Annotated in this window: 22 protein-coding genes; 15 read left to right on the top strand and 7 right to left on the bottom strand. The window is 64.2% G+C overall.

Annotation, left to right across the window (positions count from 1 at the left end):
* Positions 1 to 366: 366 nt before the first annotated feature.
* Positions 367 to 1470: an LLM class flavin-dependent oxidoreductase gene (locus LZC95_13720; GenBank protein WXA97887.1), complete on the top strand. Its 1104-nt coding sequence runs from the start codon at positions 367 to 369 to the stop codon at positions 1468 to 1470.
* A gap of 18 nt (positions 1471 to 1488) precedes the next feature.
* Here LZC95_13720 and lhgO read toward each other — a convergent pair whose 3' ends face one another.
* From lhgO to LZC95_13705, 3 genes are read right to left on the bottom strand one after another with little or no spacing between them, the layout of a single operon-like run.
* The gene (lhgO, locus tag LZC95_13715; GenBank protein ID WXA97886.1) at positions 1489 to 2700 is read right to left on the bottom strand and encodes an L-2-hydroxyglutarate oxidase; all 1212 of its coding nucleotides are present in this window, start codon (positions 2698 to 2700) and stop codon (positions 1489 to 1491) included.
* Positions 2701 to 2721: 21 nt separating this feature from the next.
* A complete protein-coding gene (locus tag LZC95_13710) occupies positions 2722 to 3459 on the bottom strand; it encodes an SDR family oxidoreductase (protein ID WXA97885.1) in 738 nt (245 codons plus the stop codon).
* On the bottom strand, positions 3456 to 4637 hold the full coding sequence (locus LZC95_13705) for a hypothetical protein (protein WXA97884.1): 1182 nt from the start codon (positions 4635 to 4637) through the stop codon (positions 3456 to 3458). The genes LZC95_13710 and LZC95_13705 overlap by 4 nt, the downstream gene beginning before the upstream one ends.
* Positions 4638 to 4671: 34 nt before the next feature.
* On the opposite strand from LZC95_13705, the gene LZC95_13700 reads away from it, so the two are divergent.
* The 5 genes from LZC95_13700 (at position 4672) to LZC95_13680 (ending at position 9763) form a co-directional block, all read left to right on the top strand.
* Entirely contained in the window at positions 4672 to 5844 is a 1173-nt protein-coding gene (locus tag LZC95_13700; protein WXA97883.1) for an ROK family protein, read from the top strand.
* Between the two features lie 44 nt (positions 5845 to 5888).
* Positions 5889 to 6791 carry a phosphatase PAP2 family protein gene (locus LZC95_13695; GenBank protein ID WXA97882.1) on the top strand — a complete coding sequence of 301 codons (903 nt, stop codon included), beginning with the start codon at positions 5889 to 5891 and terminating at the stop codon, positions 6789 to 6791.
* 69 nt (positions 6792 to 6860) lie between these two features.
* Positions 6861 to 7403: an Hsp20/alpha crystallin family protein gene (locus LZC95_13690; GenBank protein WXA97881.1), complete on the top strand. Its 543-nt coding sequence runs from the start codon at positions 6861 to 6863 to the stop codon at positions 7401 to 7403.
* 81 nt (positions 7404 to 7484) lie between these two features.
* Positions 7485 to 8711 carry a site-2 protease family protein gene (locus LZC95_13685; GenBank protein ID WXA97880.1) on the top strand — a complete coding sequence of 409 codons (1227 nt, stop codon included), beginning with the start codon at positions 7485 to 7487 and terminating at the stop codon, positions 8709 to 8711.
* Between the two features lie 77 nt (positions 8712 to 8788).
* A complete protein-coding gene (locus tag LZC95_13680; protein ID WXA97879.1) occupies positions 8789 to 9763 on the top strand; it encodes a SurA N-terminal domain-containing protein in 975 nt (324 codons plus the stop codon).
* A 4-nt stretch (positions 9764 to 9767) separates the two neighbouring features.
* On the opposite strand, the gene LZC95_13675 is transcribed toward LZC95_13680, so the two are convergent.
* Positions 9768 to 10397, bottom strand: coding sequence for a TetR/AcrR family transcriptional regulator (locus LZC95_13675; GenBank protein WXA97878.1), 630 nt, complete (start codon positions 10395 to 10397; stop codon positions 9768 to 9770).
* A gap of 96 nt (positions 10398 to 10493) precedes the next feature.
* Here LZC95_13675 and LZC95_13670 point away from each other — a divergent pair, with 96 nt between their 5' ends.
* From LZC95_13670 to LZC95_13645, 6 genes are all read left to right on the top strand, one after another.
* Positions 10494 to 11420 carry an alpha/beta fold hydrolase gene (locus LZC95_13670; GenBank protein ID WXA97877.1) on the top strand — a complete coding sequence of 309 codons (927 nt, stop codon included), beginning with the start codon at positions 10494 to 10496 and terminating at the stop codon, positions 11418 to 11420.
* 102 nt (positions 11421 to 11522) lie between these two features.
* Positions 11523 to 12308, top strand: coding sequence for a hypothetical protein (locus tag LZC95_13665; protein ID WXA97876.1), 786 nt, complete (start codon positions 11523 to 11525; stop codon positions 12306 to 12308).
* A gap of 33 nt (positions 12309 to 12341) precedes the next feature.
* Positions 12342 to 14153 carry an aromatic amino acid ammonia-lyase gene (locus tag LZC95_13660; protein WXA97875.1) on the top strand — a complete coding sequence of 604 codons (1812 nt, stop codon included), beginning with the start codon at positions 12342 to 12344 and terminating at the stop codon, positions 14151 to 14153.
* 20 nt (positions 14154 to 14173) lie between these two features.
* On the top strand, positions 14174 to 14890 hold the full coding sequence (locus LZC95_13655) for a hypothetical protein (protein WXA97874.1): 717 nt from the start codon (positions 14174 to 14176) through the stop codon (positions 14888 to 14890).
* Positions 14891 to 15236: 346 nt separating this feature from the next.
* Positions 15237 to 15755 carry an SRPBCC family protein gene (locus tag LZC95_13650; GenBank protein WXA97873.1) on the top strand — a complete coding sequence of 173 codons (519 nt, stop codon included), beginning with the start codon at positions 15237 to 15239 and terminating at the stop codon, positions 15753 to 15755.
* Positions 15739 to 16101, top strand: coding sequence for a metalloregulator ArsR/SmtB family transcription factor (locus LZC95_13645; protein ID WXA97872.1), 363 nt, complete (start codon positions 15739 to 15741; stop codon positions 16099 to 16101). The genes LZC95_13650 and LZC95_13645 overlap by 17 nt, the downstream gene beginning before the upstream one ends.
* A gap of 32 nt (positions 16102 to 16133) precedes the next feature.
* Here the strand turns inward: LZC95_13645 and LZC95_13640 are convergent, their stop codons facing one another.
* Genes LZC95_13640 through LZC95_13630 form a run of 3 tightly spaced genes read right to left on the bottom strand, consistent with a single transcriptional unit; the run spans position 16134 to position 19099 of the window.
* Positions 16134 to 17369 carry an MFS transporter gene (locus LZC95_13640; GenBank protein ID WXA97871.1) on the bottom strand — a complete coding sequence of 412 codons (1236 nt, stop codon included), beginning with the start codon at positions 17367 to 17369 and terminating at the stop codon, positions 16134 to 16136.
* Between the two features lie 58 nt (positions 17370 to 17427).
* Positions 17428 to 18255: a helix-turn-helix domain-containing protein gene (locus LZC95_13635; GenBank protein WXA97870.1), complete on the bottom strand. Its 828-nt coding sequence runs from the start codon at positions 18253 to 18255 to the stop codon at positions 17428 to 17430.
* A 34-nt stretch (positions 18256 to 18289) separates the two neighbouring features.
* Positions 18290 to 19099, bottom strand: coding sequence for a dioxygenase (locus tag LZC95_13630; protein ID WXA97869.1), 810 nt, complete (start codon positions 19097 to 19099; stop codon positions 18290 to 18292).
* Between the two features lie 247 nt (positions 19100 to 19346).
* On the opposite strand from LZC95_13630, the gene LZC95_13625 reads away from it, so the two are divergent.
* The 3 genes from LZC95_13625 (at position 19347) to LZC95_13615 (ending at position 21808) form a co-directional block, all read left to right on the top strand.
* A complete protein-coding gene (locus LZC95_13625) occupies positions 19347 to 20150 on the top strand; it encodes a 1-acyl-sn-glycerol-3-phosphate acyltransferase (GenBank protein WXA97868.1) in 804 nt (267 codons plus the stop codon).
* An 89-nt stretch (positions 20151 to 20239) separates the two neighbouring features.
* The gene (locus LZC95_13620; GenBank protein ID WXA97867.1) at positions 20240 to 21136 is read left to right on the top strand and encodes an MBL fold metallo-hydrolase; all 897 of its coding nucleotides are present in this window, start codon (positions 20240 to 20242) and stop codon (positions 21134 to 21136) included.
* Between the two features lie 162 nt (positions 21137 to 21298).
* Positions 21299 to 21808, top strand: a complete 510-nt coding sequence (locus LZC95_13615) for a hypothetical protein (protein WXA97866.1) — start codon at positions 21299 to 21301, stop codon at positions 21806 to 21808.
* Positions 21809 to 21831: the final 23 nt, after the last annotated feature.

Here is a 21831-nt window from a genome sequence, read left to right as displayed (position 1 = left end):
CGCTCTCGGAATGCAGAAGCAAACTCACGCGGTGAGTCGTACGCCCTCCGACTTCCCCGCCACCACGTCGAACCCAATGACGTGGTTGCAAGTATTGCGACTACTCGAGCCGCAATGGTGGAGGATTCCTTCCTTAGATCTACGTCGTTGCGACGGCAATCATTCGAAAGAAACTTTTACGTGCCATTCGCAGCCGAGAATGCTGGATTAATCTTCTCGCGGACTGGACATAATTTGGTTCATTGTGAAACCGGAGTACGCACCGCGATATGAAATTGACGATGTGCGGCCATCGATCCCGCACCTATCTCTATGACGATCTTTGATTTAGATCGATCACCGGACTGCGCTCAAGAGGAGAACGGCATGCACGTAGGAACGGGAGTCATCTTTCAATCCGAGCTCGAGGGTCGCACCGACCGTGATGTTTATCAAAACGAGCTTCGGCTCGCCGACTTGGCCGAACCGCTGGGTTACGAGTCCCTCTGGGGCGTGGAACATCATTTCACCGGTCACGCCGTATGCCCCGACATCTTGCAGTATCTGACGTACATGGCGGGTCGCACCCGAAGGATCCGTCTCGGGTCCATGGTGGTGGTGTTGCCGTGGCATCATCCCATGCGTGTCGCCGAGCAGGTGACCATGCTCGATACCATGAGCAACGGAAGGTTCATCTTTGGCATCGGGCGCGGCCTCGGGCGCATCGAGTTCGAAGGGCTCGGCGTGCGCCAAGAAGAGAGCCGCGGAACCTTCAACGAAGCCGCAGAAATGATCCTCACGGGCCTGGAGCGCGGTTACTGCGAGTTCGATGGCAAGTTCATCAAGCAGGCAAGGCGAGACATCCGCCCGCGCCCGTTCAAGTCGTTCCGCGGGCGCACGTACGCGGCCGCCGTATCGCCCGAGTCGGCCGGAATTTTGGCCAAGCTAGGCATCGGAATGGTCATCATGCCCCAGAAGCCTTGGGACACCGTGGCCCGCGAGCTCGAAGAGTACCGGCGCATCTTCCGCGAGGTGAACGCCGCCGAAGCACCGCCGCCGCTCGTCGTGGGCTGGGTGGTCTGCGACGACGACGTCGAGCGGGCCAAGACGCATGCCTACGAGTACATCGGCGGTTACTGGCGCTCGTTGGTTCAGCACTACGAGCTCGTCGGAGATCACCTGTCGAAGATTCGAGGCTACGAGAGCTACGACAAGCTGCAGAACATGATGAGCGCTCCGCGCGGCGTCGACTCGATGAGCGAATTCTTCGTCGGACTGAACCCCTGGGGCACCCCGGACCAGTGTTGCGAGAAGATCCTCGATATCCAAACGCGCACCGGCGCCGAAGGATTCATGGGCGTCTTCAGCATCGCCGGTATCCCCTACGACGCGGCCGAGAGGAGCATGCGGCTCTTCGCGGCGAAGGTCATGCCCCGTCTGAAGCAGCGCATCCCGCTCGCCCAGCAGCGCATCGCGCGGCCGACCCCCTGACGTTGCCCTCGGGGCATTTCATATTCGATCCCGCCAGCCGAATTGCGATGTGGCGCGCGTCACCAATTCGCGTGCAATCGGAATCGCGGACGTCGCCGCCGGAGAGGGCGCGTTGCAGACGTGGATGCTTCGTGCCGTCTCCCGAATGAGAAAATCGTGCACCAGCGATCCATCCGCGAGCACGGCTTGCGCGCGGATGCCCGCGCGGTATGGAGTCAAATCATCGAGCTTCAGCTCGGGGCAGTAGCGGCGGCACAGGGCCAGGTAGGCCTGCTTGCTGAGTGAATTCCACATTTCCGAGATTCCAGAGCGGAGGTTGGCGCGGATCACCCGGCGGAATCCTGGATAGGAAATCATCTCGGAAAGGTCGCGATAGTTCACGTCGCCGAAGCGATACCCTTCTCGCGCGAAAGCCAATACCGCATTGGGCCCCACCGTGACGTATCCGCCGATCATGCGGGTGAGATGGACACCGAGGAAGGGCAGCGCGGGATCGGGAATGGGATAAATGAGGTGGCGAACGATATCGTTCTTGTCGTCGCCGAGTCGGTAATATTCCCCGCGGAATGGCACGATCTGGAAATCCAGATCGAGGCCGCACATTTTGGCCAAACGGTCCGCCATCACGCCCGCGCACACGACGAGGTGACGCGCGGAGATCGTCTTTCTTCCCGCCTCGATGGTGATGCCCGAAGGCTCCTCGCGAATGGCCTCGACCCGCGTGCCGGTGAGGATCTCGCCCCCGCGCTCGGTGATGAGTTTGCCCATGGTGCGGGCGACGAGGCCATAGTCGACGATGCCGGTCGCCGGGACGAAGAGCGCCCCTACCCCAACGATGTGTGGCTCGCGCCGTACGAGCTCCGCGGCATCGAGACGCTCGACCGTGAGCCCGTTGGCGATGCAGCGCTCGTGCAGCGCCCCCATGCGTTCGAGCTCGCCCGGATCGGTGGCCACGAGCAGCTTGCCGCACTGTTCGAACGGAAGGCCATGGTCCTTGCAGAATTGCATGGTGGCCAGCGCGCCCTCTTTGCAGAAGCGCGCCTTGAGGCTACCCGGTTGGTAGTACACGCCGGCGTGGATCACCCCGCTGTTGCGGCCCGTTTGGTGGGCCGCGAGGGTCGATTCTTTCTCGATGACCACGACGGAGAGACCCGGATAGCGCTCGGTCACGTGCAAGGCGGTCGCCAGCCCCACGATGCCACCACCCACGATTGCCAGATCGAAGACCATGGCGCGGCATACTCGCACGAATCACGTCAGCGTGCGGCCACCGTTGACGGCGAAGCGTTGGCCGGTGATGAAATCCGCCTTGTCGGACGCGAGGAAGGCCACCATGTCGGCAATGTCCTCCGGCTTACCGAAGTGCCCCAGCGGCGTCCGCTCCAAATAGTGATCACGGCTTGCTTGGGAGGCGTCCACGTGGCGCTCGACGGGAATCCAACCGGGAGCCACCAGGTTCACGGTGATGCCCTCGGGGCCCAGTTCTTTGGCCCACGATCGCGTCATCGAAAGCATGGCGCCTTTGGCCGAGGCATAATTGCCAAAGTAGGGATTGCCCAATTCCGCCACCTCGGAGCCAATATTGACGATGCGCCCCGATTTGCGAGCACGCCAATCGGGAAGCACGAGTTGCAACAACTCGAGCGGCGCCTTGACGAAGAACTCCAATTGGTCGAGGTACGTCTGCCACGATTGCTCCATGATGGGCATTTCGGGCTGCGGCCCGGTGGCATTGTTGACAATCAAGTCCACGGGGCCCAATTGGCGCGCAATCGCCTCGAGTCCCGGGCGCAGTGCCGCGGAGTCGATCACACTGAATCGGGCCGCGAAGGCTCGCCCGCCGTGCGCTTCGATCCGGGCGACGACCTGATTCGCGCTGGCGCTGTCGTTCGCGTAATTCACGGCGACGGCCCAGCCATCCTTGGCGAGCGTCGTCGCCATGACCGCGCCCAAACCGCGCGATGCGCCCGTGACCAATGCGACTTTCATGAGAGAGCTCCTCGGTTCAACGCGGGGGTTTTCACCTCGCGAACGATGCATCGAATCAAGAATGCCACGAGAATCAGCGGCGTGAGAAGCATGCCGAAACGAAGGTCCACCGCATCGGCAATGGCGCCGAGGCAAAGCGGGGCGAGGCCAATTGCACAGCCGGAGGCCAACGCTCCGCGGGCCGCCGCCCGATTGGGATTGTCCGGCCAAGAGGCCATGACGGCGCCCAACGTGAGCGGATAAAGCAAGGCCACACCGAGCCCCGTCACGAAGAGCGCCAGCGCGGCTGCCACGGCGTGATCGATTTGCCAGAAAATCGCATATCCAAAGATCGCCAGGGCCGCCGAGGCGGCGAGAACATGGCCTGGTCGCGGCACGTGTCGGAGCACGAACGAGCTCGCCAGGCGCCCCGAGGCCATGCCCGATACGAACAGCGCCACCATGGACGTGGCCGTGCCGGCGGCAAGCTTGCGCCCAACCTGCAGAAAATCCGCGGCCCAAAAGAGCACGGAAAACTCCACGGAGACGACGAGCACGATGTCCAGCCAGAGAAGGAAAAAACCCGATGGCGCACGCGTGGTGCGCTCGGGCGGTGTTTCCGGCGGTTGCTGCGGGCCCGCGGCGGGCATCGATCGAACGACGAGGGGCAAGGCCGCAACCAGCGGCGGCGCAACGAAGGCGATGTGCCAGCCTTTTCCCGCCGACAAGGAGGCGCCCAGCACCAGCGGCGCAAGCACCGACGAGGCACTCGCCAGGCCGGTCGCCTCGGCGATGGCCAGCGGTGCGAGGTGCGCGTGTTCGTCGCGAAGGCGCGCCGGCGCGAAGTTGACCATGATGGCCAACCCCAGGCCGAACAGCAGCGCGCCCAAACCGCCGGCGATGCGCCCCCAGCCCGACGCGAGAAGCAGCGCTCCGCCGATTTGCGTCCCGATGGCACAGCGCATCGCCTGCGCGCCCAGCGCGCGAAGCAAGCCGTCGCCGCATAGGCCCACGAGCACCAACCCGAGGGCGAAGGCCGACGGGTACAAAGCCACCTCGGCCCGCCCCAGCCCAAGGTCCTGACGCAGCTCCGGCAGGATCACACCGAAGCCCGAGAGCAAGTACCCGAGAACGCCATGCGCCGCGTAAATCCGCCGCGTGGATTCGCCGCGGGAAAGCGCGCCCTCGATTTTACTCATAGAGCGAGTATAATAGCGGGGCCTTCGAGGACAAGTGACCGCGGACCACCACCACGCCCATGCCCTTCGCCGCCAGGGGGAGCTCGCGGTGCTGCGCTATGTCCACGCGAATCCGGGGTCCACGCGCGCGCAAATGGCCAAAGCCCTCGCGTTGGGCACGGGCTCGGCCACCGAGATCACGACGCGCCTGCGCGCTCGGAAATGGATCGACGAGATCGACGGCCCCAAGACGGGCACCCGCGGCCGCCCTTCGCCGACGCTGGTCCCCCACCCCAAGGGGCCCCTCGTGTGTGCGGTGGAGATCGGCCACGAACGCTGGCGCATGGCCATCGTGGAATTGGGCGCGGGCATCGTCGAAGAGCGCTCCGGCCGCCACGGAGCGAGGGACGCCGAATCCGTGCTCGCCGCGCTACGAAAGCAGATCGCGGGCGCAAGCCGGGAATGCTTGCCGCGTTTGCGGGCCATTTCGGTCGCCGTCTCGGGCACGGTGCAACGCGGCCGAATCGTGCAATCCACGTTGGGCTGGAGCAACGTCGGAATCGAAGCCTTGCGCATCCGACCCGGTATGGCTTTGCTTCTGGGGAACGACGCCTCGCTCGGCGGCGTCGCCGAGGCACGGCGCGGGGCCGGCCGCGGCGTTGCCGTCTTGTTGCATTTGACCATCGAGGTCGGCGTCGGCGGTGTCCTCGTCGTCGACGGCCGCCCGGTGCTGGGCGCGAGCGGCGCTGCCGGCGAATTCGGGCACATGCCCTTTGGCGATCGCACCCTTCGCTGCCCATGCGGGGCCCATGGCTGCTGGGATCTCGAGGTCGACGGCCGCGCCATGGCCCGTCACCTTGGCCAGCCGCCCCCGCGCGATCCCCGCAGCGCCGCGGAGAGAACCTTGCGCGATGCACTGGGCGGCGCCTCGCGAGCCCGCAAGGCGGTGGCCTCGGTCACGGCCGCTTTCGGTCGCGGAGCAGGCGCCCTGGTGAGCGCGCTCGATCCCGATCGCATCACGCTTTCGGGTCTCGCGCGCGAACTCGCCACCGCCGCCCCGGACGCGCTCGAGTGCGCTTACCGCGATGCCCTCATGAGCTTTCGCCGCGAGGCTCCCCCGCCCTTTGCGCTCTCCGCGCTCGGCACCGACGGCGTCTTGCTCGGCGCGGCCGAGGTGGCTTTCGACGAGGTGCTCTCCGACGTTCGGCTTGCGGGAGAGCTTCGTTAACATCCGTTCGCACGGCAGGGCGGCGCATCGCGTATGTTCGCCACATGGCGAAGCTGGGTACGGCGATCATTGCATGCACATGGGCCGCAATCTCGTTGTTCGAGCAGGACGCGGCCGCTCAGACGTTGCCTCCTTCGACGACCCCGCTCTCCGAAAAGCCCCCCGCAGCCCCCAAATTTTCCGTGCAGCCGGTCACCGACGGGGCCATCGTGGCCGTCAATGCAGGCTTCGCCGGCCTGCTCGATCTGGTCATGGGAACGGGGGAGATACGCCCCCAACAGATCAGCCCCACGTTCCAGACGAGCAGTCTCTTGAAGATCGATCGCGGGGCGGTCTCCCAACGATTCGATCCGGATGCGGCCATGTACTCCAATATCGGCCTCGGCACTTTGATCGCTTTCGCGCTCATCGATCCCGTCGTGAGCGGCTTTCGGGAGAAGAGCTCGCAGACCACCCTCGTGGACGGCATTCTCTACGCCGAAGCCGTCACCCTCACCGTCGGCGTCACCAACCTTGCCAAAATTGCGGTTCGCCGCCCGCGTCCCGCGGCCTACAAAGATTTGGACGAGCACCGGGGCGATCCCAATTATTCCAACGCGAACACGGACAGCTCGCTCTCGTTTTTCTCGGGCCACGCGTCGGTCTCGGCGGCGATCACCGCCACGGCCACGTACCTCGCGTTCGTGCGTTCACCGGGATCGTTGCGCCCATGGATCACCTTGGCCGCGGGCACGGCGCTCACCACCTTCGTCGCCTTCGAACGCGTTCGCGCGGGCGCGCACTTTCCGACGGACGTCATCGCAGGCACGATGGCCGGCGCCGGCATCGGCGTCCTCGTGCCCCATTTTCATCGCGTGGATTCGTCCGCACCGCGCACCTTCTGGGTGGGCGCGGCTCCTGCCCCCAACGGCACCGGTGGAACGCTCTCGCTGAGCGGCATTTTCTGAGGCCGGCAATGCCCCCGCTTCGTGCCTCGCAAGCAAGTTGCAAGGCATGGAGCAGAGGAGGCATGAACCATGGCCAACATCAATCGAAGAGAAGACAACCCTGTATTCGATCTGCGCCGTGAAATCGATCAGCTGTTCGAAAGCTTCTTCTCTCCCAGTCGAGGGACGATGCAGCGACCTGGCGGTCTCGATTTCAATCCGCACCTCGAAATCACCGAAACGGATGGGGCCTACGTGCTCAACGCAGAGTTACCGGGCCTCGAGGAAAACGACGTCAACATCGACGTCAATGGCGACGTGCTCACCGTCCGCGGAGAGAAGCGCCGTGAGCAATCGGGCGAGCGGCGTGGATATCAATACAGCGAACGAAGCTACGGACAATTCGCCCGTTCGCTGCAGCTTCCACGCGGAACCGACGCCTCGAAAATCGAGGCTCATTTCAAAAATGGCGTCCTCAAGGTAACGGTTCCCAAGGGCGAGGCCGCACGCGCGCGGAGCATTCCGATCCGCACGGGCGGGGTCGAGACCCAGCAACGGGTACCAACGACGCAAGAGCCCGGGAATGGATCTCGGAACAAGCCTGCGCAACAGGAGTCACCACCGCGGCGCTGAGCGCCTGGAAGGACGAGGGCGCATCACCGTGCAATGCCATCGTGTGATGCGCCCCATCCGATGCGTGATTAAGGAGATATCATGCGCACGCTGAGGTTGGGAAAGCTCTTTGGCGTCGACGTCGCCATCGACCGCAGTTGGATATTCATCTTTCTACTGATGTCCTGGAATCTGGCGTCGCTGTTCGGCAGGTGGCATCCGAATTGGTCCGCCCTGCTCGTCGTGGCGGTGGCCATCACAGCGGCCCTGCTCTTTTTCGCCTCGCTGCTCCTGCACGAGTTTGCTCATTCGCTCACGGGAAAAGCGTTCGGCATTCCCGTGCGCAACATTACGTTGTTTCTCTTCGGCGGGGTGTCTCATTTCGAAAACGAACCACGCTCGGCCGGTGCCGATTTCCTGATCAGCATCGTGGGGCCCCTCGCCAGCATCGCCATCGGGCTGTTCTTCTTCTTTCTCTTCACGCTCACTCATTTCACCTATTTCACCTTCGGCAGCGGGGCGGACATCACGATCGACCCCGAAAGGGCATTGTCCGGGTTGGGCCCGTTCGGAACGCTCTTTTTATGGTTGGGGCCCATCAACGTGACGGTGGGCTTGTTCAATCTGATCCCGGCGTTCCCATTGGACGGCGGACGCGTGCTGCGTTCCCTCATCTGGGCCGTCACCAAACGCCCGCGCAACGCCACGCGGACGGCCGCCGGCGTGGGGCAAATCATGGCGTGGCTGATGATGGGCCTGGGCATCGCCGCCATCTTTGGATTGCGCGTTCCCTTCGTGGCCCGCGGCCCCATCTCGGGCATTTGGTTCGCCTTCATCGGTTGGTTTCTCCACTCGGCCGCGCTCCGCACCTTGGAGCAGACCCACATCGAGGAATTGCTCGAAGGCGTCGACGTCGCTCGCTTGATGCGCACACGCGGAACCGCCATCGATGCCACGACGCCCATCTCGCAGCTGGTGAACGAGGTCTTTCTCCGCAGCGAGGAGAGCATCGTTCCCGTTTTGCACGAAGGCCACTTCCTCGGGATGCTGAGCTCGGATCAGGTCCGGGCCATCCCTTCCGCGGAGTGGACGAGGCGCACCGCCGGTGAGCTCGTAACCCCGGTGCAGCAGTTGCAAACCACCACGCCGACCGAGCCCATGATCGACGCCATGCGCAAGCTCGTGGCGTCCGACGTGGGGGTGCTCCCGGTCGTCGAGGAGACCCGCCTCGTCGGGCTCCTGCTCTCCGAGGACATTGCGCGCTGGATCGAACTGCATCGAGGCCGCGGCTCGATGTTCGGTGGGCAGCGCCCGCTCTGGCAAGGTTGAGCACCGATTGCCGTCGTCGGGAATGAACACGCCATAGAGCCCGTCAAAGGAGGACGACTTCCTTTGGCGGGGTTCCATTGAACATCAAACAGCCCATTGGGTTCGTGGCGCTATTGGCCATTTCAATCGCGGCCCACGCGAGTTACGCCACCATCGTGGAGCGCATCGTCGCCGTGGTGGGCGAGCGCGCGATTCTCCTGACCGAGCTTCGCAAAAGGGCGAAACCGTTCTTGATGCAGATTTACAAGGCTCCAACGACGCCAGCGGTGCGCGCGGGGCAGGAAACGCAGGTATACCGCGAGGTCCTCGATCGCATGATCGATGACATGATTTCCGAACAGGCCGCTACCCGCGCCCATCTCGTGGTGTCGGCGCCGGAGGTCGATCGCGCCATCCGAACGGTGGCCGAAGGTCAGAAGCTCTCCGCTGCGGATCTCTTGAAGGCCGCCGAACGTGAAGGCTTCAGCGAAAACGACTACCGCGAGGAATTGCGGAGGCAGTTGCTGCAAGGAAAACTCGTTCAATTGCGCGTCTTGCAGCGCGTGCGGGTCGGAGAAAATGACATGCGGGCGGCCTATGCGCGCTGGCGGAAGAAAATGGAGGAGGGCCGCCCCGTCGAGCTGCGCATCATCGCGCTTCGATTGGACACGTCGACCACCGAACCGCAACGGCGGGAACGCGAACGACTCGCCGCCGACATTTCACGGCGTGCCCGGGCCGGGGAAGACTTTTGCCAACTCGTGGCACGCCATTCCGATGACGTGTCCACCAAGAGCACCTGCGGGTCGAGCGGGCCGCACCCTTTTTCTGCGCTTCTCCCCATTCTGCAAGATACGGTGAACTCGCTGAACGAAGGCGAAACGTCCCTCCCCATCTTCGAAGGCATGGACGCGATCCTCGTGGTGCAATTGGCCAAGACGCCGCCCATACCCGATTACGATGCGGTCAAACCCCTGATGCGCGACGAGGCCATGCGCGAGGTGGTCGATCGCCAATGGAAAACGTGGCTCCAGGAACAGCGCCGGAACCTCTACATCGATATACGGCTATAGCCCATCATTTTTCCAAGCCGCGCACGGTGCATCCGAAGGTGCGCTCGGCAAAGGCGGCGAGTTGCTCTTTCCGCACGCGAATGCGACGCATGACGATGGAGCTCGCGAGCCCGTGCATCGCGGACCATAGCGTGATCGCGCACTCGGCCACGTCGGCTTCGCGCAAGGCGCCGCGCGCCATGCCGACGCGCAATTCGTTTTTCAGCAGATTGATGCCGGTGTCGATGGGGATCTCCAACTCGGGAAAGCGCCCCTCCTCGTTGAGGCGCGGCCCCGTCATCACGCGGTAGCGTCCCGGCTCGCGGTACGCGAATTCGATGTACGTGCGCCCGAGGGCCAGAAGCCGCGCATGCACGTCTTCCTCGGGAAGCTCCGCCAGCACCGCGTTCCACCCGCGTACGATGCGCTCGTAGCCCTCTTGAGCGAGCTCCGCCAGAACGGTGGCTTTGTCGGCGAAGTGCCGGTAGGCCGCGCGGTGATCCACCCCCACGCGCCGGGCGGCCTCCCGCACGCTGAACGACTCCGGCCCGCTTTCGACCACCATCGTGAGCGCCGCCTCGAGCAGCGCACGGCGCAGGTCGCCATGATGGTACTCCCCCGGTTCTTTGCGCTTCGGAGCGCGCGTTCGAGCCACGGCCACTACGCATAGCAGCTCCTCCGTCCGACCGGGAGCCCTTGACGGCCGGCGAAGGCGGCCCCACCGTGAGCAATGTCACCACTGGGGACATTGATGATGAGTATCCAAAATAGCGAAAGCCGCTCGACGCATCTCCCGCGCACGGGAGGCGGCGCGTCATGGGCCATGGCCACGTGCGAACGCGAAATGGTTCGAGCCGAGGACGGCTACGAGCTCGCCACCAGCTGGTACTACCCCGAGCGCCTCGCCCGCGGCGCGGTGCTGCTCACCTCGGGGATGGCCATTCCCCAGCTCTATTACGATGCCTTTGCACGCTGGCTGGCCGATCGCGGCTTTCTCACCGTGACCTTCGATTACCGAGGCACCGGCGCATCGCTCCACGGCAAGCTGCGCGACGTGCGTGCCGATCTTTTCACCTGGGCCCGAGACACCGGCTCCATACTCGCGGCATTGCGCCAGCGCGCGAAAGGCCTTCCCGTCACCTGGATTGGGCACAGCCTCGGCGGCCAACTCGTTCCATTCGCGCCCGGTCACGAACACGTGCAGCACATCGTGACCATTGCGACGGGTACCGGATACTGGCGTCACAATGCACGGCCCACGCGGCTGCGCGCGGGCCTTCTCTGGCATGCCATCGTGCCGCCGGTCCTTGCCACGTGCGGGTACTTCCCCGGCAAACGCTTGAACATGGTGGGCGACCTACCCCATGGCGTCATGGCGCAATGGCGCCGTTGGTGTATGCACCCCGAGTACCTCGTCGGCGTGGAGGGCGACACGGCGCGGCAATGCTTTGCGTCCGTCACCGCACCGCTGACATCCATTTCCTTCACCGACGACGAAATGATGTCCGGTCGGAATACGGAGATCTTGCATGCTCTTTACACGGGCACCCACCGCCAGATGGTGCGGCTCGCACCGGGCGACGTGGGGCTGCCGCGCATCGGCCACTTCGGCTTCTTCCGGCGCGGCATGAAGGACGCCCTCTGGAATCGCCTCATCGTACCGTTGCTCCCATCGTAGGCATGGGCTGCCTTTAGCGCAGCCGCGCCTCTCGTTGCACTCGCGCCGTCCGCGTCACCTGGATATGCTCCCGAAGCGAACACCGATTCTGCGGAGCGAGCGATGGCGCAATCACATCTCGTCGCGGGCGTATTGGGCGTACTCCTCACCGTCGCATCGTACGAGGGACATCGCGCGTGGACACGCACGCCCGCGGCCAAGCCCGCGGTGGCGACGGACACCTGCGCCGTGAGCGAGGATGCCTACCAGCGGGTGGCCGACTCGCTCGCGCGCTGCCAAGAGCGCTCGGCGGCGCGCGAAATCTCGCCCATGTCGAGCCCACCGACCGAGATCACCGCCGCCACGGCCGCCGCCCCGCCGCCCTACTCCGGGGACCGATTCGACCCCACGCCGGACGAATGGAAAACACTGGCCGATGAGGGGCGCGTCAAACTGAGCCGCCCCTGCGCGATGACGGAAGATTGGATGCCTGCACCGGAGGAATTGCAGTCCGTGGGGCTCGGGCCCAGCGCGGCTGCTCCCGTTGCCGCAGCCTACAAGGCCGCTGCCGCGCGCGCGTGGGAGTCGACGCGAACGCAGTGCGCCGAGTGGCTCGGGATCGACACCGCCGTCGCCGAGCGAATCGGTGCCGCCACCTGCGAATCGCTGCTCGATATGGCCGCGCAAAAGGACATGAGCGTCTTTCGGCGGGTCGCCGAAACGCGTGCGGGCCGCCGCAACGAAACATCGTTGCCGCCGGTCGAGCGCTATTACCTCGCCAAAACGAAAGAGCTCGAGGAGTTCGAAAGCGATCTCGCCCGACGGGTCGGTGCCGACGCCACGCGCAAGATCACCGAGTCGTCCACGTTCTGCATGTACCGGGAACTCTGGCCGGAGCTTCCGCAATAGGTTCGACGTAGTTTCCAGAAAAAGGGGGACAATATGAAAGCAGCCATCTTCGTGCTCGCCATGGGCCTGGCCTTCGCCGTCGCCTGCACGCCACCGCAGGCCGCGAACTCACCCAATGGCGCGCGCGCATCGTCGATTTCGTCGGATACGACGGCGCAGGCTCCGCGCGGCCCGAAAGCGGCGCCGGTGAAGTCCGCGCTCGCAAGGCCCGAACCGCGTGATTTCCCTTACCGTGATGCTCCGCCGGTTCGGCTGGGGATGGGGCACGTGACCATCGAACAGATCGTGCACATCGCCCGTGGCGGTGCGCCCGTTCGGGCGGAACCTGCCTCGATGGATCGGCTCGACCGCGCACATCGATTGCTGCTGGCCGCCGCCCGAAAGGATATTCCCATTTATGGATTGAACCGCGGCGTGGGCGAGAACAAAGACAAAACCATCTTCCAAGGGGATGCGCTCTCGGCCGAAATGAAGCAGGCCTCGGAGCGATTCAATGCTGCCTTGCTGCGCGCCCATTCCGCGGGCTTGGGCGACAATCTGCCCGAGTCCACCGTTCGCGCGCTGATGGCCATTCGCCTGAATACGATTCTCGCGGGCCACACCGGCTGCCAGCGAATCGTCGCCCAGATGTACATCGAATTCCTCAATCGGCACATTCACCCCTTGGTTCCATCGATTGGCTCCGTCGGTGAGGCGGATATCACGGTATTGCCGCACATTGGTCTGGCCATGATGGGCGAGGGCGAGGTCATTCGCCGCGGCGAGCGCATGCCCGCCTCGCGCGCGCTGGCCCTGGAGGGCCTTTCGCCGCTCAAGCCTTACGCGAAGGATGCGCTCACCATCACCAGCTCGAATGCGCACTCGGCGTCGCTCGCCTTGATGGCGCTGCACGATGCCGAGCAGCTTCTCGACTCGGCGGAGGCCATTTATGCACTGAGCCTCGAGGGCCTGAACGGCAATGTCGCGCCCATGCTGCCCATCGCCCAGGATCTGCAAGGCTATCCCGAGCAAAGCGCCGCGGCGGCGCGGGTGCGTGGTTACCTCGCCGGCAGCTACCTCTGGCAGCCCGATTCGGCGCGCCCGCTGCAGGATCCGCTCAGCTTTCGCGATATGAGCCACTTGCACGGCGCTGCGCGTTCGGCCATCGAGGTGGCCCGCCGGTCGCTCACGTTGCAAATCAATCAATCGGACGACAATCCGGCGGTGATCCTCGATGTCACGGCCCCCGCCGATGCGCCGCCGGCGCAGCGTGCCACGTACGTCGCCGAAGGAGACGTGCGCGGGGCGGTGGTGCCCACCGCGAATTTCGAGCCGGTGGCTTGGGCCCTGCCGCTGCAGGCGGTGAACGTGGCCTTCGCGCACGTTTCCCGTGCGAGCTGCTACCGCACCCTCAAATTGTCGATGAATCATTTCACCGGCCTCACGCGCTTTCTGGCGCCGGATGACACGGCAATTGCGTTTGGCGCGATTCAAAAGCCGTGCGGTGCGCTCGATGCGGACATTCGCACCTTGGCCAATCCGGTTTCGCTCGATTTCCTTCCCGTGGCCGGCGACATCGAAGATCAAGGGACCAACGCACCGCTCATCGCGCATCGCTTGCGGCGCATTGGAGAACGCCTGGCCGGCGTCTTCGGGCTCGAGCTTCTTCACGCCGCGCAAGCCGTCGATTTGCGACTGAGAAAGAACCCTTCCCTGCCCCTCGGGCGTTCCACGGCGAGACTTCACGCGGCCTTCCGCACGCACGTTGCATTTCTCGACAAGGATCGGCCGCTCACGCCCGACATTCGCGCTTCGCTCGAGTTCGTCGCCGGCGGCCACGTACTTCGCGCGCTCGAGCGCGATTGACGCATGCTAAAACGACGTGCGTGAGTGCCAAGGCTTTCACCCGCGAGCAGGTGCAGCTCCTCGAGGCATCCGGCTGGAATGAATGCGCCTCCATTCGAGACGGCTTGAAAAAGGTGCATTTGCCGGCGCCAACACCTGCGTACCTGGCCAAGGCATTCACGCCGGAGCATTGGGCGCGCGCCCATCGCGCGGCTTCGGGGCTCAAGGAGAAATTTTGCGGGGCGCGCTTTCTCGACGAAGCGCGGGTGGGCGTGGTCTTGGTGCCGGATCCGCAAAAGCTGGATACGCGCGGTGCCGTGGATTCGGCCATTCGGCGCGATCAAGTCGAAGACGCCCATGACTTCGTCGACCCTCGCCTGCCCGCCGGCCAATTGGGCATTTCGTCGGGTCGCGATTGGACCATGGTCGTCACCGTTGCGGGTGCGGCCGGGATTGCGCTCGGCAGCTACGACGCCATTCGTGCCCGCCCCGCGCGCGACTTCACCGTCGAGGGGGTGGACACACGCACCCTGATGATCCGTCAAGTCTGGGGTGCACGCGTCCTTCAGATGGGGCGCGAGCCGCCCGACAGCAACGCCCGCGCGACGTGGACATTCACGTTGTTTCCAGGCGAAAAACCCGTCGATGGCGACGTGGCCTCCGGCACCGTGCTGCACGGGCGCGTCCGATTCCGCCTCGGACGCGCCGATCGCGGCATCTCCAGCGTGCGCGTCTGCCCGGCCGTGGTCATTGTGTGACGATTTTCGCGCAACGCTTGGTCGAACGCGGCCGATGTTCCGGATGTGCGTATGTCCCCCTGGTTGCTCGCTGTCGGCGCCCTTGCAGTAGGAGGGTGCGCGCAAGTCCCGACAGAACCGCCGCGAACCGCGCCCATCGTGGTCGTGGTGTACCTCACGACCCCGGAACCGCCGAACCCTGCGGCAGGCCTCGTGCAATGCGAAACGCGCACGCCTGCCCGCAGTCCCGCAAGGCTCAAAAAGCGCCTTCCCGCCTCAGGCATTTGAGAGGGAGCGGCCTGACCTGCAAACAAAGGGTTGCACGTCGGCCCGACGGCGGTTACATACTGCAACCAGGAGGTTGCACATGTCGTCATTGGACAAGATCGAGAAACGAGTCACGTTGCGCGCACCGCTATCCCGGGTTTGGCGAGCAATATCCAATGCCGAAGAATTTGGGCGTTGGTTCGGCATCGAGCTGGACGGCGCATTTGCGGTGGGCAAGAGCCTCCGCGGCAAGTTCGATGCGAATCTCAAGGAAGAAGCCATTCTCGAGTATCAAAAGAAGGTCGGCCTGCCGCCATCGAAGGTGAAAATGCCGGACGAGGATATGGTCTTCTGCACCGTGGAACGCATCGAGCCGGAGCACTATTTCAGTTTTCGCTGGGTCCCCTACGGCATCGACGCGGAGGCCGATCCGAAGAACGAACCCACGACATTGGTCGAGTTCCGCCTCGAAAAGGTGGCCGAGGGCACGTCGCTCACCATCGTGGAATCGGGCTTCGATCGCGTCCCCGCCCACCGGCGCGAGCGCGCATTCCGAATGAACGAAGGGGGTTGGGCCGGCCAAGCGGAGAACGTCAAAAAATATGTCGAGAGCACGTGAAGGTGCCGTCGCCGACGTCTTCTTCGCCCTCGGCGACGAAACCCGCATCTCGCTGGTACGCAAGCTCTGCGCCGATGGCGCGTCGTCCGCGACCACGCTATCCACCGGCGAAAAGGTCACGCGCCAAGCCATCGTGAAGCACCTGCAGGTGCTCGAAGGCGCAGGCCTGGTCACCCACGAAAAACGCGGCCGCGAGGTCCTTTACCTCATCGAAACCCGCCGCCTCGACGAAGCGCGCCTATTCCTCGACAGCGTCTCCGCCGCCTGGGATCGCGCGATCGATCGTTTGCGCATCATGGTCGAAGACGACGAGACCCCTCCCCCGCGCAAACCGCGCTCGCCCTAACGGGCGCGCCGCTTTTTTTCGCGTAGGCTGCCTTATCCGACGGCATCGCTGGACGATGCCTCGGGAGCGCGCGGGCCGCAACGAAACACGAGCAGGGCCGATAAGCCGGTGAGGAGCAGTGCTGCAAGATAGGGCGCGCTCGGGCCGCAGTGGGCGTAAAGCTGGGTGGCGACCAAGGGCATGGCGACGCCGGTCAATTCTTGCAGGGCGTGGCTGCCACCTTGGATCTGGCCTTGCGCCTCGGCGCCGGCCACGCGGGACAAGAACGCGGTCAACGTGGCCGTGAAGAGGCCCTCCCCGCAGGCAAGGGCCACGATGGCGCCGAAGAAGACGGCGCCGGTGGAGCTCGATGGGCTCGATGGGCTCGCGAACCGAGCGACGGCGACGAAACCGACGAAGCCCAACATGGTCAGCCCGATGCCAAGGGCGAGCACCCGCGTCGAGCCGAGCAAGCGATCGAGAACCCCGAGCAGCAGCCCCTGCACCAGGATATCGGCCAATCCTACGCAAATCAGAACGAAGCTCACCTTGTCGGCGCCCCAGCCCAAACCGTCTTTGGCCAGCAGCGGAAAGGTCATCACGCACGCGAATGCGGCCATGAAGAGCACCCGCACGATCAAGAGCGGTCGAACGTGGTCCCACCCGAAGAGCGTCGCGAGCTGGCCAAAGGGATTCCAGGTTGGCATCGCGCGCGTGCGGCGCTCTTGGGGAAGGCTCTCGGGCAGGAAGAAGAAGCCGAGAATGGCGTTGAGGGCGGTCACCGCGGCCGCAAAGTAAAATGGCGCGCTCAGGCCACCGAAACGCACGGCGAGTCCGCCGAGTGCGGGCCCCACGATGAAGCCCGCGCCGGAGACCGCCCCCATGCGCCCGAAGGCCCGCCCGCGCTCTTCTTCCGACGTGCTGTCACCGACGTACGCGAACAGTGCCGACGTGTTTCCCGCCGTCAGGCCATCGACGATGCGGCTGACGAACAGCAGCGGAAGCGCCCACGCACATCCGAATAGCGCATACCCCACCGCGGATCCCACGATGCTGATCAAGAGCACGGGCCTGCGCCCCACGGCATCGCTGAGCGCACCGAGCAACGGCGCCGCGAGAAAGGCACAAAGCGCGTACACCGTCTCGAGCCATCCCACGACACTGGCGACTTGGGCGGGCCCGTAGGCATAGCGAGCCGCGAGGAACGGCAACACGGGAATCACGAGTCCCATGCCCGCCGCATTCAAAAACGCTGTCGAATGAAGAACGAACCACGTGCTAGCCCTCATGTGCTGCGCAAACCGTAGGTCGCGCCGCCATCGCCGTATTGAACAAATGCGACGGCGTTCAGCCCGGCGTCGCCTCGGCGCGACGGGCCTTTTGCATCACGCCGGCGAACTGCCCGGGCGTAATGCCGGAAAAGGACCGAAAATCGCGATTGAAATGCGCTTGATCGGCATACCCGAGCTCGCATGCCAGCGCGGCGAGGCTCATGTTGGGGTCGAGCTCGATACGTTCCTGCGCATCGGAAAAACGAATCAACCGCGCCAAGGCCTTGGGCGACAACCCGGCCACGTCTTTGAAGCGCCGCTCGAGTTGGCGCACCGAGAGGCCGAGTTCCGCGGCCAGGGGAGCGATGCGGGCAGCCCCGCGCGACACGTGCAGCTCGAGGCCCGCCGCGTCCACGGCCTCCTGGGTGTCGTCCTCCTTCGGCATGCGCGCGAGAAGCCACGCCTCGATGTGCTCGAGCGCTTCGTGACCACCGCCCTCCTCGAGCAAACGCACCACGCGCCGTCCGAGCTGCTGCAGTTCGGGCCCCACGTCCGTGCAGATCCCGTGCAGATTCTCGAGGCGCAGCAGGCGCGATGCGCGCCATCGATGCATCGACACACCGGCGACCCGGGTCAGACCGCGCGCCACGAGGCACCCCGGCGCCGAGCGCGTTCCCATCACGAACACGGGCGGCAGCGGGCGGGCCTGACCATCCGGCCCCTCGAACCAGCACGCCCCCGAGTAGAACTGGAGTTCGATGTACGCATCGGGCAGGATCAGATGCCGCTCCATGCTTGGCGAGTGAAACTCGACATGCAGACCACACCGCCGAACCGCGGCGCGCAAATCCGGATGCGCAGCCCGCCCGCCCTGGTCCAATGCCTCGACGCCCACGTGGATCATTTTAGGTGCGGCCGCCTCGAAGTCGAGGGGCGAATTATACGGCGATGCCGACGGTCAGGGCGACGGTGTAGCCGTCCGTCGCGTTGCCTGTCGCCGTGGCGAGCTCGGACGAGTATCCATCGCTGAAGACGTTGTCGCTCGCAAGGCTCACGCGGGAAAGGTTCGTGACGCTCTGGCTGTATCCCGTGGTGGCGTAAACGGCATTGCACGCGTCTTGGGGCAAGGCCAACTGGGTGGTCTTGATCTTGTTCCCCGAGCCCGTTGCCGAGGCAACACTGGGATAGACCTCGATGTGCATGTGCGGCCAACGCCCCGAGTAACACGCTGGAAAGATGGTCGTGAACGACACGATGCCATTGGAGTCCGTGACTTGGACGCCGCGAAGGTAATTCTGCTCGGCCTCGGAATAGAGCGAATAATGGCCATCGCGATCGCAATGCCAGAGGTAAATCGCATATCCCGAAAGCGCGGCACAATTCGCATTCGTGTCGACCAGGGTGAGCGTGACCGTGGTGAGAAGCCCCTCCGCGATGCCGCTCATATCGCCAAAGCTCGAACGAATGTCCGAGCGCACGACACCGCTGGTCGAGAGAACATTGGGACCGTTCGAGCCATCGCCCGGGTACGGTCCGGCGGTTTCTTCGGGGCTCACGGAGCACGAGCCGTCGCCACTGCCGGAGCCGGCGTCGCTGGTGCCGCCCGATGCGTCGTCGTTTCCGCAACCGAGCAACGGAAGGAGGCCCGCAGCCGCCAACCAACGCAGGGCCTGGCGTCGCTCGATCACCTGCGCCATGCGGCGCAAGTCGTGGGCCAGACCGGGGTGTTCATGCTCATCGTGTCCCATGCGGTATCTCCTTTTGGATGTCCAAGACGGCCGCGCTCGCGACCTCACCATGGGACTGTACAAAGACAGATCTTGCGAAAGTCTTAACGCTGCCGAGTGATGGCGTCAGGCGGGCCGGGATGGGTCCGTACAGGTGTGCCTGGATGCGGTCCGAACACCGCACGCTTACGCTGCACGAAAAAAGAGCTCTTCAGCTGCGCGATCGTGACACCCGAATGGAGCCCGCCGCGGTAATCCCATGTTTGCCATGCGGATCGCCGATAAAGCTCTGGGCGTTTATACGTACGTGGAATTCGGAGCCTGCGTGACGGCGCTTCTGCCGGTCATTGCGGCATCGCGTCTTCGCCATCGCGCCGATCCGACGCTGCGCATGCCGGCACGTTGGGCACAGCGCGTGGGGCGAGCCGCGAGCTTTCTGACGCCGCTATGGCGCGTCACCATCGAAGGGGACGTTCCGCCGGATATTTCGAGCAAGGCATACGTGGTCGTGGCCAATCACGAATCGGAGGCCGACCCATTTCTCTTGGCGTGCCTCCCGTGGGAGATGCGCTGGGTCGTCAAAGAAGAACTCTTCAAGATCCCCGTGGTGGGCTGGGCCATGAACTTGGCCGGTGAAATTCCGCTTCGCCGTGGCGATGGTCCCAGCGTGCGCGCCATGCTCACGGAATGCGAGCGCGCCATCGCCGTTGGCATGTCGGTCATGATCTTTCCCGAAGGGACGCTGACCAAGAATCGAGACCATCTCGCATTTCGCGACGGAGCCTTCGATTTGGCCATTCGCACCGGAGCGCCCGTGCTGCCGGTCGCTGTCTCCGGCACCGATGCCATGCTCCCGAGACGCTCGTTTTGGATCGGCCGAGGCCGCGGCACCGCACGGATCCTCGAGCCCATTCCCACGGCCCACCTGACGCCCGACGACGTCGGCACGCTGCGCGATCGCACGCGCGACGTCATCGTGGCCGCACGCACCGAGCTCGAAGCGAAGCGCTCGGGGCGACCCGCTCCGACGCAGCCGCGGACGGAGAACGGGTCGATGCGCGATCACATGTAGCGGCCCCCGCGCGGGCAACGATGGCCGGTGGCAGAAAAGGAGGGCTGATTGTCCTGTCTGCCGAGAGGCTCGCGCCATACGTTGCCCTCATGATGAATCCGCGAGCCCATTGGGCGATGCTTCTCGGTGCATGGGCCGTGTCGGGCTGCGCGTCCGCCGAACCTGCCCCCAAAGGCGATGGCGATGGCGGCGCGCTCGAAATACGGCACATTCGAAGCGCCACGGTGCTGCTCACCTCCAAGAAAGCCGGCCGTGACGATATTCGGATCCTCGTCGATCCCATTCTGGCCGACCAAGGTACGGAGCCACCCATCGAGTATTCGAACGATCTTCCGAACCCCAGAATCGCATTGCCCATCGACAAGAACCAATTAGTGAAAAGCGTGCATGCCATTCTGCTCACGCACTACCATTCCGATCACTTCGACGGTGAAGCAGAAAGGATCTTGCCGAAGGACATTCTCATCTTCTGCCAACCGTACGACGAGGGGCAACTCCGGAAGAAAGGCTTCGTGAATCTGCGGGTCGTTCGCGACGTCGTGCATTGGGAAGGGCTTACGGTTTCCAGATATCGGGCGAGCCATTACCACGGTGCAACCGGAGCTCCCCCGTTCGGAGAGTCATCTTCGTTCTTCGTGCAGAACAACACCGATGGCGTGTTTTTCACCGGCGACGCCATTCTCGATGATCAACTCACGAAGAGCCTGCACGCTGCGCAGCCGAAAACGGTCGTGGCCAACACCGGCGAATGCCAATTTTCCAAAGAGAACCCGCTGTTGGCTCCAGGAGCCACCATGACCTTGACGGCCGCGGAGCTGAAGGAGATGTCGCGGACGTTGCCCCATTCGAAAATCGTGGCCGTTCACATGGACGCCATCAACCATTGCCAACTGACGAAGCGTGCATTGCGCAGCTACATCGAGAACGAGAAATTGGGCGATCACATCCTGGTACCCAACGAGGGAGATACCGTGTTGCTGCGCTAAACCGCGCGCGGAAGCAGTGCCGGTAGGTGGTCGGCTCTTGCGGCGAGGCATTACGCATCTGCTTCCATCGCCGGTTAAGCTCGTATCATCGAGTAACGATTCAACTCAAAGTTCACAAAGAGGCTGTTCACGCGTCGCAGGACGAAGTAAAAATCGCTCACCATGCGAAACGTGTTCGGATCTGCTCTGCCGAAAACGGACGCCGGACATCGCGGGCCGCGCGATCCGTCCGCACGGGTGCACGCACTGCTTGGCACCCTCGATGAGGAGGATCGCGCGGAGCTCATCGGGTTGGAGTTGTGGGACCTCTCCTCGGAGACGAGCCCTTTCGCCATCGAACAAATCGTCCTCGCCGCAGAGTCCTTCGCGCTGGCCGTGCGCGGCCCCGAGGGGCACCCTATCGGACCTGCTAGCACCCGCGCACACTCCGTCGGGGCGAACCGACGAACCCAAGCGGTGCTGGCGGAGCTTCGAGGGCTCCTGCGGCAGTTCGACGAGGATGCCCGCGCTCACCTGCTGGCCGAGGCCATCGAGAATCTATCGGACGACATCGGCGAATATGCCATTCGATCCATCGAGCGCTATGCCGAAAAGGCGCGCCACGAGATCCTCGAGCCGCATCGCTCGGACCTTACGTCCGCGTGGCACGACGACGATCTTTGGATCGATTGACGTCCATCGACCGATCCTGCGAG

It is taken from the genome of Sorangiineae bacterium MSr12523, from assembly GCA_037157775.1.
GTDB lineage: Bacteria > Myxococcota_A > Polyangia > Polyangiales > Polyangiaceae > Pendulispora > Pendulispora brunnea.
This window is presented reverse-complemented; position numbering and strand designations above follow the sequence as displayed.